Origin of the sequence: Pseudoalteromonas sp. BZA4 (assembly GCF_040104395.1) — a bacterium.
Lineage (GTDB): Bacteria > Pseudomonadota > Gammaproteobacteria > Enterobacterales > Alteromonadaceae > Pseudoalteromonas.
Genome location: NZ_JBECOT010000025.1, coordinates 45,676 through 57,436, shown reverse-complemented (window position 1 = coordinate 57,436; position 11,761 = coordinate 45,676). Strand labels below are relative to the sequence as shown.

At 40.6% G+C, this 11,761-nt stretch carries 8 protein-coding genes; 5 read left to right on the top strand and 3 right to left on the bottom strand.

The genetic code is table 11. From position 1 onward, the window contains the following. Window positions 1–275: 275 nt before the first annotated feature. Entirely contained in the window at window positions 276–2,315 is a 2,040-nt protein-coding gene (locus ABMY41_RS12035) for an ATP-binding protein (RefSeq protein ID WP_349274782.1), read from the top strand. Here ABMY41_RS12035 and ppc read toward each other — a convergent pair. Beyond that, window positions 2,312–4,957 carry a phosphoenolpyruvate carboxylase gene (gene ppc, locus ABMY41_RS12030; protein WP_349274780.1) on the bottom strand — a complete coding sequence of 882 codons (2,646 nt, stop codon included), beginning with the start codon at window positions 4,955–4,957 and terminating at the stop codon, window positions 2,312–2,314. The genes ABMY41_RS12035 and ppc overlap by 4 nt on opposite strands. A 423-nt stretch (window positions 4,958–5,380) precedes the next feature. Between ppc and ABMY41_RS12025 the strand changes: the two genes are divergently transcribed. Further along, entirely contained in the window at window positions 5,381–6,127 is a 747-nt protein-coding gene (locus ABMY41_RS12025) for an SDR family NAD(P)-dependent oxidoreductase (RefSeq protein ID WP_349274779.1), read from the top strand. Window positions 6,128–6,137: 10 nt separating this feature from the next. Next, window positions 6,138–6,746 carry a flavin reductase gene (locus ABMY41_RS12020; protein ID WP_349274777.1) on the top strand — a complete coding sequence of 203 codons (609 nt, stop codon included), beginning with the start codon at window positions 6,138–6,140 and terminating at the stop codon, window positions 6,744–6,746. Window positions 6,747–6,760: 14 nt separating this feature from the next. Here ABMY41_RS12020 and ABMY41_RS12015 read toward each other — a convergent pair whose 3' ends face one another. Next, window positions 6,761–7,840 (bottom strand): Xaa-Pro peptidase family protein, encoded by a 1,080-nt coding sequence (locus ABMY41_RS12015; RefSeq protein ID WP_349274775.1) that lies wholly within the window; start codon window positions 7,838–7,840, stop codon window positions 6,761–6,763. Between the two features lie 129 nt (window positions 7,841–7,969). Between ABMY41_RS12015 and ABMY41_RS12010 the strand changes: the two genes are divergently transcribed. Both ABMY41_RS12010 and ABMY41_RS12005 read left to right on the top strand, forming a co-directional pair. After that, window positions 7,970–9,190, top strand: coding sequence for a Xaa-Pro peptidase family protein (locus ABMY41_RS12010; protein WP_349274773.1), 1,221 nt, complete (start codon window positions 7,970–7,972; stop codon window positions 9,188–9,190). A 152-nt stretch (window positions 9,191–9,342) separates the two neighbouring features. Then, on the top strand, window positions 9,343–10,749 hold the full coding sequence (locus tag ABMY41_RS12005; protein WP_349274771.1) for a TIGR00366 family protein: 1,407 nt from the start codon (window positions 9,343–9,345) through the stop codon (window positions 10,747–10,749). 75 nt (window positions 10,750–10,824) lie between these two features. Here ABMY41_RS12005 and ABMY41_RS12000 read toward each other — a convergent pair whose 3' ends face one another. Next, entirely contained in the window at window positions 10,825–11,586 is a 762-nt protein-coding gene (locus ABMY41_RS12000; protein ID WP_349274769.1) for a hypothetical protein, read from the bottom strand. Window positions 11,587–11,761: the final 175 nt, after the last annotated feature.

Here is an 11,761-nt window from a genome sequence, read left to right as displayed (position 1 = left end):
ACATAGAAAAGGCGCTCAATGCGAGGCCGAGAAAATGTCTAGGGTTTAGGCAACCAGCGGTAATATTCGATGAATTACGCAAAGCAGCCTAATTTAGCGAGTGGTGCACTTCGGACTTGAATTCGCGCTTTAGACACAAGTATGAGTTTTCCTTTCATAGAATCAGCTTTTTCAGATAAACCTATATTTAGTTAAAATTTATAATATTTAGCGTTATTTAGACAGCAAAATGGGTGAGCATTTTTTAAGCTCACTTTTAAATGGATTGGTGTGTCATGAAAGCGCGATTGGTTATATTATTTGGCTTTACCTTGTTGATTTTATTAGTTTCAACAACACCTAAAGCGATGCCCATTAAAGAATTTGAAAAGCTTAGAACCTCAATAAGGCAAAGCTACGCCAGTTCACCTCAAGAAGGGCTTGAGTTTGTCAATGCGCTAATTGAAACTACCGAACTAACACTAGAACAAAAGATTATAGTCACTAATTATAAAGCTTGGTTTTTGCTTGAGACTGACAAGCTAGAACAAGCCATGGAAACCATTGTTAAGTACATGAATATGGTTTCTCAATCTGATGAAAAAGACCTCATGTATGGCTATTTCAATATTTCTGGTGGGATTTATGCGCGCTTAGGTCTATATGAAGAAGCCTTAGTGTACTATCGCGATGCCATGCCATTTGCACAATCTCGAGATGAGCGTTTAATTTATCAAACCGAAAATAATATCGCTTTGGTAAAGCTACGTTTGAACCGTTATAAAGAAGCTGCCGACTCGTTCACATACTATCGAGATTATGCCCACAGAAAAAATCAAACTCTCAACGAATCATTTGCTAGCAATAACTTAGCGCTTGCTTTAATTGGATTAAAACAGTACTCAAATGCACTCAAGGTTATCAATGAAGCTATTGGGCTCCAAAGCCAACACAACTACACCACTCACCTTGCTTCAAGCCTTGTTCTAAAAGCCAAAGTATTACGTTTTCAAGGTTTTTTAGAAGACTCAGAAAAGGTACTCAACGAGGCCTCAACACTCATTGAAAATAAACAGCTTGAGAATGAGCAACTTAATATTATTTTATGTTTAGCAGAAACGTATGAAGCACAAGGACACACTGACAAAGCACTCAATACACTTGCATCCGTTGATACACACACTGTTAGCCATACTAATTTTGAAGCCCTGTTATCGATTGCAAAATTAACTGCAGAGCTTTACGAGAAACAAAAAAATTATGTAAATGCACTCAGTGCTTATAAACAATATTCGTTCATTAACGCCGCTATTTTAACCAGACAAGCCAAAGTGAATTTAGCAAAAGCACTTGCAGAAGCTGATGTTGCCGCAAAAGAAGTAAGAATTTCTAACCTGACTCGTGCAGAACAAATAAAAGCCACTAAAGCGAATGCATTTAAAGATCTCACGATTGTAGTAAGCATTTGTTTAGTCGTTATTTTATTTGGCTCATTTATCGCAATCAACAGCATAGACAAACAAAAACAAAAATTAGCTAAAGCATTAGAGCTGTTAAAAGATACGCAAGATCATCTGATTGAAATCGAAAAAATAGCCTCTTTAACAGCACTGGTATCTGGTATGGCGCATCAACTTAATACCCCTATTGGCACCATAGTGACAGCCAGTTCATTAATCGATGATTACATGGAAGGTTTAGAAGAAAAATTTAAAGCCCGAGAGCTCTCTAGCAAGCATTTTCATAAGTTTATTACCGATACCAATAGCGCTAAAGAGCTGGTGATCAGTAGCATTAATCGACTTGCCGGCATCGTAGAAGAATTTAAAGCGCTCAATGTGTCTATTCACCTTGATAAACCAATGAGCAAAATACAGCTACCAAGCTTTATTGGTCATCGTTTATGCCCTTTGAGCAAACATCTTGGTAAACAAATTGAGTTTAAAATTCATGGTGATGAGGCAGTTATTACGTCATATCCAACTATCTTAAGTGATGTATTAAAAACCTTGGTTATAAATTCCTGCGAGCATGGCTTTGTTAATTCTGATCAAGGTGTTGTCGAAGTAATAGTTAAAGCCTATACACATGTGGTTGAAATTACCTATCAAGATAACGGCGTGGGAATAAAAGACGAAATACTTCATGAAATATTTACGCCATTTTACACCACTAATTTAGGTGGAAACCATCTAGGGCTTGGCTTAAACGTAGTATTTAATGCGGTAAAATATAATCTTAGAGGGAAAATAAGCGCCGAGTCATGTAAACACGGCGCACGATTTGTTATTAGCCTACCAATCGATGCTCGATTGGTTGATGACACTAGCTATTAACCGGTATTACGCATACCTGCAGCGATACCTGTCATAGTGATCATCAAGGCATTATCAATATCGCCTTCAGATCCCTCGTCAGCTTCGCGTGAACGACGCAATAACTCAACTTGTAATAAGTTAAGTGGATCTGTGTACGGGTTACGAAGTGCGATTGACTCTTTGATCCAAGGTTGGTCTGCAAGCAGGCTCTTTTGTGGACTAAGCGATTGCACAAGCTCAATAGCCTCGCTCAATTCTTGACGTAGCTTCACGCCTAATGGCTTATATTGCTCAGTTACCAGTGCATCATCGTAATGCGCACTTAACCATATATCTGCTTTACTAAATACCATTTCTAGCATCTCTAAACGAGCACGAAAGAATGGCCATTTTAAGCTCATTTCATGAAGTGTCTCGATGCCATACTTATCTAACGCAGCTTTAAGGCCTGTTAATGCACCCAACCAAGCTGGCAGCATTAAACGGTTTTGGCTCCATGCAAAAATCCATGGAATAGCACGAAGGCTTTCTACTCCACCGTTTGGGTTACGCTTCGCAGGGCGAGAACCAAGTGGCAGTTTAGAAAGCTCTTGCTCTGGGGTTGCCATTCTAAAATAAGGCACAAAGTTTTCATCATGGCGCACAACTTGACGGTAATGCTCACAAGAATCTGCACTAATAAGCTCCATAACATCACGCCATTCGCTCTTAGGCTCTGGCGGTGGCAGCAGGTTACTTTCAAGAACAGCACCGGCATAAATATTTAAGCTTTGTAGAGCAACAGCAGGCAAACCAAACTTAAAGCGGATCATTTCACCTTGCTCTGTTACACGTAGGCCACCTTTTAATGAACCTGGAGGCTGTGAGCGAAGTGCTTGGGCAGCTGGCGCGCCACCGCGACCAACAGTACCTCCACGGCCGTGAAATAAAATAAGTTCAATACCGCGATTTTCGGCTAATTGAACCAGCTTATCCATAGCTTCATATTGTGCCCAACCGGCAGCCATCATACCTGCATCTTTTGCTGAGTCAGAGTAGCCGATCATGACATTTTGTTGGTTTTGAATATGACCACGGTACCAAGTGTTATCAAGTAAACATTCGATAACCTCTTTACCATTATTTAAGTCGTCTAACGTTTCAAATAATGGCGCAACTGGTAAGTTAAACTTACAACCACTTTCTTTAAGCAGTAACTGTACTGCCAGCACATCAGATGCAGTGCGTGCCATCGAAATAATATACAAACCAAATGTTTGTGCATCTTGCGCTGCAATTACATCGAATGTATCTAGCACCTCTTGTACTTCTGGGCTTGGTTGCCAATGTTTTGGAATTAACGGACGTCGAGAGTTTAGCTCAGCAAGTAAAAACGCTTGTTTGTCTTCTTCTTGCCATTGATGGTAATCACCTAAACCTAAATAACGTGTTAGCTCCGAGAAAACATCGCCATGACGCGATGAATCCTGACGTACATCGAGTTTTGCAAGGCGTAGACCAAAGCTATTAATACGGCGCAGAACATCAAGCAGCAAGCCATCGGCAACTACTTTCATGTTAGTCTTAATAAGCGAGCGATAACACACTTCGATTGGGTGCTTAATTTGCGTGATATCGGTAATTAAATCTTCAGAATCAGTGCGCTTTTTCTTTATTTTAGCGCCCAAATGCGTCACGGTTTCAGCAATTTGATTCTTTAATTTTTTAAGTACCGCACGATAAGGTTCAAAGTCTTGGCCGGCAAGCTCAATAAGCTCATCACTTGCATCCGACATAGATAGCTCATTGCTTAGCGTTTCGATATCACGCGAATACAAATCAAGTGCCATCCAGCGGCCATGATCAAGTACTTGCTGTGTGACTTCAGCAGTTACAAACGGGTTACCATCACGGTCGCCGCCCATCCATGAAGTAAATTCAATTGGGCTGAAATCAATAGGTAGCTCTAGATCAAGCTCTGCTTTTACGTCTTCGCCAAACTCACGTAAGAAACGCGGAACAGCGTGCCATAAGCTATTTTCAATAACCGCAAAACCCCATTTAGCTTCATCAATTGGCGTTGGGCGTGAACGACGAATATCGTCGGTATGCCACGCTTGGCTAATAAGTTGGGCAATACGATTTAATAAATCTGCACGTTCACTAGGTAGGTTATCTTTACGCTCTAAAGAGGCAAGACAATCACTTAATTCAACGTGTTTATTAATCATTGTACGGCGTGTCACCTCAGTTGGGTGAGCCGTCAGTACTAAATTGATGTGGAGTTTTGAGAGTGTTTGTGCCAAGTGATTAGGATCAACTTGACCTTGCTTTGATGCTGTTGCTAACGCTTTTAATGTTTGAGTGAGAGGGTTTAGTTGGCAAAAACCAACATCATTAAAGCGAGATACGGTATGGAATTGTTCAGCAACATTAGCAAGATTCAAAAAATGATTAAATGAGCGTGCAACCGGTAATAGTTCTTCATCTGTGAGAGCGTGTAGTACTTCGATAAGCGCTTGTCTGTCGACTTCGTTACCACTACGTGACGATTTAGATAAAGCGCGAATCTCTTCTACCTTATCTAAAATGGCTTGTCCTTGTGCATCTTTAATGGTTTGACCCAGCATTTGTCCAAGCATACTAACATTACCGCGAAGTGCAGCGTATTGTTCACTCATTCTCATACTCCTTTCTTTAACTAAGTTGAAAGTACTTACTGCACAGTATTTAGCCAAGCACGAACGCAGCTAAATACTGATCCCTTTTATTAATATCATTGTCAGCGTTAATTTAATAGATCGAATTTTCTAACATACTCGTAAAAAAGAATAACCAATCTATAAACATAAAAGTGTAATAAATACGCAGCTTAGTCAGCTGCAAAGCGTTAAAGCCAGCTCAATTGGTAAAATGGACTTACCAATTTAAAAGGTAAAATCCCCGTAAATTAAGGCATCCTTAATGTTTGCATGGTCAAATCTTTACCCGCCTTTTTTATGTGTTTGTAGGGTTAGATCAAGACAAACAGAGCTGCTATCATTTTATTAATTGGTGATAGATTGAGCGAAAAAATTTTCAAATATTTTTAGAACAGGTCAAAAATGCAACTCTATATTTTGTGCGGTGCAAGCAGTGAAATTGCAAATGCCTATTTCACTACTCTTCATAAACAAATCAACACGGGTCATATCGTAACCATCAGTCGAGGTGAATTTAAGGCAAGTTTAAATGAGTCATCAAGCAATGAGATAAGCCACCAGCATTTTATTACTGACTACTCAGAGCAAAGCTTAAGTGGCATTGCTAAAGAACTTGCTGGTGGCAACTATGATTTGGCCCAGTTGATGATATTTAACGGCCTATTGCATGATCCAGATAATGCCCCTGAACGTAAACTTGAACAAATATCTGAGCAGCACTTTATAAATAGCATGACCACAAATGCTCTATTACCAATTCGCTGTGTGAGTTTATTCTCAACGCTTTTAAAGCCACAAGTTTCAACTGTGGTGTGTGCCCTTAGTGCACGTGTTGGTAGCATTAGTGATAACAAGTTAGGCGGTTGGTATAGCTATCGGGCATCGAAGGCGGCATTAAATATTTTATTTAAATCTGCAGCAATTGAACTTAGCAGACGCTATAAAAAATGCCACTGCGTGTTATTTCACCCAGGTACAACTGATACGCCATTATCAAAGCCCTTTCAAGATAATGTGCCCGAAGGAAAGCTATTTACCCCTGAGTTTGTAGCCGAGCAGCTGCATTCATTGATAAGTGATGCTGACTATTTACAACAATCACAAAACCCTGCCTACTTTGACTGGCAAGGAAAACCCATAGACTGGTAACAGGAAATTTATGCATTTTACAAAACAAGCCATTGCTGATTTAGAAAACCGCTACCGCGCTCATTTAATTAATAGTTTGTCGGGGTTTAAAAGTGCCAACTTAGTCGGCACTCAAGATAGCAACGGCCAAACTAATTTAGCGATTGTCAGTTCAGTATTTCATCTTGGCGCACATCCCCCTTTAGTGGGTATGATAATTAGGCCCCATTCAGTGCCTCGTCATACCCTAGAGAACTTATTAGCCACTAAACAGTACACGATTAACCACGTAAACAAAGACATTTATAACAAAGCACATCAAACATCGGCACGCTACGACAAGGACGAGTCTGAATTTGATGCAACAGGGCTCAGTACTGAATACCTAAATGAATTTACAGCGCCTTTTGTTAAAGAAAGTAAGCTTAAATATGCGCTTGAGCTGAGAGAACACCACCACCTTGCCATCAATGGCACTGAGCTGATCATAGGTGAAATAACCGACATTTACTTAGATGAGGCTTGCTTGCAAGAAGATGGCTTTGTCGATATTGAAGCCATTGACACAGTCGCAGTGAGCGGGCTTGATAGTTACCATGTAACTGAACGTTTAGCCCGCTTAGCGTATGCTAAAAAATAACCTTTAATTCAGCACTAGATTATAAATGGCTTAGGCGCATGGGTTAACACCTCAAAACCAGATTCGGTGACAACTATGTCATCTTCTAGGCGCACACCACCGTAGCCTGGTATATAAATGCCAGGCTCAATAGTGATCACATTACCAACTTCAAGGTTGTAGTCTGTCAATGTGTTAATAAATGGCACTTCATGTAAAAATAGCCCTAAACCATGGCCCAGGCCTTTACCTGCGTACTCACCAAAGCCCGCCTCAGCAATCACCTTGTTTGACATGGCATTTAAATCTAAACAGTTAACACCTGGTTTAACCATTTCAAGTGCCGCATTTTGTGCATCAAGTACAGTATTATAAATACGGGTTTGTTTTTCTGACGCTTCGCCAATGATGTAACTGCGAGTCATATCAGAGCGATAGCCATTTACAACAGCACCAAAGTCAAGGGTTACAAAGTCACCTTGCTTTAAAACCTGATCTGACGGGTTACCATGCGGCAAGGCTGAGCGCTCTGCAAACAGCATGATGGTGGCAAACGACATACCTTCTGAACCAAGCTTTTGCATTCTAAATTCAAGCTCTAAAGCAAGGTCTCGCTCAGTTACACCCGGTTTAAAATAAGGTAGCGTTTGTGCTAATGCTTCATCAGCGATGGCCGCAGCAGCTTTAATTTGTGCAACTTCCCAGCTATCTTTAACGCGTCTTAGTTTTTCAATTAAACCGTTTACCGCTGTTAGAGTGTGGCCGCTTAGCTCATCTGCCACACCTTGCCAAATGGCTACCGTGACATAGCTTGCATCAAATGCGACATGGCTGTTCGGGCTAAGGTGCCTATTTATACAATGGCCAAGGGTTTCGTTGTCTCTGTCTCGACAAACAACTTCAAATCCTGTTGTTTCAGCAATTGCACGTTGGTGGTATCGGTAATCAGTGATCAACACACACGCATTTTGAGTAATTAATGCATAAGCAGCATTACCGCTAAAACCACTTAAGTAACGAATATTTTCATGACCAAGTACTAACATGGCGCTGTAACCCTGTTGCTCTAGCAAGGCTTTAAATTCAGCTTGTCTTTTTAAGTAATTAACTTGCATTGTCGCTCCTTATTTTTTGCGCATGCTAACAGTTATAGCCATAAATACGAATATTATGCGATTAGTCGCAGTGAGTTTGCATCGGGTGTTTACTCAAGCCACAATGCACAAAAAACCAAGGAGTACACAATGACAACATATGGTATTGGCACACAAACGCCAGATCAGGCGCTTGACTCTTTGTCAGATATGACAACAGATTTAACCCCTATTCAAAATGACGAATTTCAGGCGCGTATTGCAAAAGCACAAGCGTATATGCAAGCAAACAATATTGACGCAATTTACTTAAATGCAGGCACTAACCTAGCCTACTTTACGGGTATGCGTTGGTACGCAAGTGAGCGTTTAGTTGGCGCAATTTTACCTGCTAAAGGTGATGTGCAATACATAGCACCGTTTTTTGAAATCGGCAGCTTAAACGATTTTATGGTGATTGATGGCCCAATTCGTGGCTGGCAAGAGCACGAAAACCCTTATCAACTGTGTGTAGATGTTCTTACAGAAATGGGCATTAGCAAAAATGGCACCCTTGGTATTGATGAAAGCGCACAATTTTTTATCTACGACGGCATTAATAAAGCTAACGGCAATTACAATATTGTTAACGCACAGTGCGTAACAGCTCACTGCCGCATGCATAAATCAGCCAGTGAACTTGCCTTAATGCAACGTGCTATGGACATGACTTTAGAAGTACATAAAGCAACGGCAAGTATGCTTTATGAAGGTATCACCACCACTGAGGTTGAAGCCTTTATTAAAAAAGCGCACCAAAAAGTCGGCGCACCGGGTAACTATTTTTGTATTGTGTTATTTGGTGTTGCGTCGTCTTTCCCGCATGGCGTTAAAAACCCGCAAACCCTTAAAAAAGGTGATGTGGTACTGATTGATACTGGCTGTAAAGTACATGATTACCTCTCTGACATTACCCGTACTTATGTATTTGGTGAAGCAACCGATCGCCAACGTATGTTTTGGCAACACGAGAAAAATGCCCAACTTGCTGCTTTTGCTGCCGCAAAAAATGGTGAGCCATGTGGCAAAGTAGATGATGCTGCAAGGCAGTACCTCGCCGAAAATGGCATGGGTCCAGAGTATCAAACACCAGGCTGTCCACACAGAACAGGCCATGGCATTGGTTTAGATATTCATGAATGGCCATACCTTGTTGGTGGTAACCCTACCCCACTCGCACCAGGTATGTGTTTTAGTAACGAACCCATGTTAGTAATACCGGATGAGTTTGGTATTCGCTTAGAAGATCACTTTTATATGACAGACGAAGGTCCGCGTTGGTTTACCGAGCCTGCTCATAGCATTGATGACCCATTTGGTTTAGCTAAATAAAATTCAAATAAACTTTATAAGGCCAGTTTTCTGGCCTTTTTTGTATCGAAATTATTACAATTATTAATAGTGTGGACATTTTAGAGACAACCAATCCGCTTTTATCATGTTATGATTTCAAGAATTTAACCTAACATAATTACGGAGAATAAATGGGTTTACGTTTTAAAGTTCCACATACCCTGATACTGCTGCTGGGTATGATGGTTGTTGCGCTTATTGCTACCTGGTTAGTACCACAAGGTTTTTTCACTACTACATTAAGTGAATCAGGCCGAGAAATGGTTGTTGCGGGCACCTATCAAACAGTTGCTGAGCGCCATTACTTAACTCCATGGGATTTATTACAAGCCATACCTCGCGCTTTTGCTGCTGCTCAAGATGTTATTTTCTTTGTGTTAATTGTTGGCGGTGTATTAGCTGTTGCACGTGCCACAGGCACTGTTGATGCTCTCATTGGTAGGCTTTTAGAGCGACACGGTAATAAACCACAACGATTAATCTTTATGGTGGTGTTTTGCTTTGCCTTAGCATCAAGCAGTATTGGTACCGCCGGCGAATATATTCCTTTTGTTATTATTCTTGTAGCGCTTTGTAAGGCAATGCGCCTAGATGCAATGACTGCCGTAGGTATGATAGTCGCAGGTTATGGTATTGGTTATGGTGTTTCGGCATTTAACCCATTTACTGTATTAATCGCACAACAAATTGCAGGTATTCCTGTTTACTCTGGCCTATGGTTACGTTTAGCGATATTTATTCCATTTGTGCTCATTGGTTTTCATCATGTTTGGCAATACACCAAAAAAGTAGCGAACGATCCGTCTAAATCAATGATGATTGGCGTGCCTTGCCCACTGGAAAATCAAACAGCAACAAGTTACCCAGCACTTGCCCTGCGCCATAAACTAGTTTTAGGCAGCTTTATTATTACCCTTGCAATTGCAGTATGGGGCATCGCAACGAAGGGCTGGTACTTATACGAGCTAGGTGGTGTTTTTATTGCTTGGGGTGTAGTTGTAGCCATTTTAGGCAAACTGTCTGCTGATGAAGCAGCTAACAAATTTATAGAAGGCGTGTCTGATCTTGTTACTACTGCAGTGTTAATTGGTGTTGCACGTGGTATTGCACTTATTTTAGAAGACGGCCAAATCCTGCATAGCCTTGTACATGGCATGTCGTTACCGCTTTCTTATGTATCAGCTGAAATATCTGCAATTGGTATGTTGGTTATTCAAACCCTACTTAATACCTTTATTCCTTCAGGTTCAGGGCAGGCTTATGTCACCATGCCACTGATGGCGCCACTAGGTGATTTAGTGGGTGTACCAAGACAAGTTGCCGTGCTTGCATATCAATTTGGTGATGGCTTTTCAAATATGATCATTCCGACCAATGCTGTGCTTATGGGTATTTTAGGCATGGCAGGTGTGCCTTACGGCCATTGGTTTAGATTCTGTTTACCACTACTAATTAAACTAATGGTCGCAGCATCGGTTGTATTGGTATTAGCTGTAATGTTTGGCTATGGCTTAGATGTGCAGCCACAGATAAACTAACTTGTTTGGTTAAAAAAAGCGTCAATTGACGCTTTTTTATAATCCTATTAAACTGTTTATTATGTTAACTATGGATTAATTAAACCTTCTCAAACACATTGCTTTAACACGTACATAGTTAAAACCATTACCATAAGCCCTTGAAAAATTGACTTCCCAACTTGATGTTGATAACACCTTACTGCTTGAAATATTAACATTACGTCCCGTGCCTAAAAGCCTTAATTCAGGACCACCACTCACTGCAAAATAACCTGAAGGGCAGTTACCTGAAACCGCTCGCCTCATCACACTATAAGACGAGCTAACTGGCACATATCCGCCCACTCTAACCAGTATGCTTTGGTACGTATCGCTCGTATCTACTTCGCAAATAAAGCTTCCGTCAGGATAAATCACCCTAAGCGATGAATTAACAGGGCAAGAGCCATCTAAGACATCTTGTTTAGATGCTAAGCTTGCTTCTAAGTTATCTAAGTCAGATTGAAGAGCTGCAGTTTCCGCTTCTAAAGCTGATATTTGTGAAGCATTCGCATCAACATCACTTTGTAAAACCGCAATATCATTTTCATTCGCTGTTATACGCGCAGCTAAATCACTGATATCTTGTTGAATGAGCATTACATCAGCTTCAATGCTAGCAATAGATGCGCCCGTGCTTGCTGCTAAGGCGTCTAAGTCAGCTTTATTTTGATCTATTTGCTCTTGAAGATGCTTAAAAGGAACACCATTTGGTGTTTCTCCATTGCCTTTTCCAGATGGTTCTGCATGTAATTGAGTAACGAGTAAAGTACTCGCAGCCAAAACGGCTAGTTTTAATCTTGATTGAGTATTCATAATATACCTCCATTTAATGATCACTATCGTGCTAGAGGTATATCCAATTACATAAAACTTCATAAGCCACACTCTAGTGGTTTAAAATACACAACATTGTAGGTATGGATTTATCTCTACCAACGAATTAACGTTAGTCATTGTTAACCCAAAAACACTATTTAGTGGTGTATTT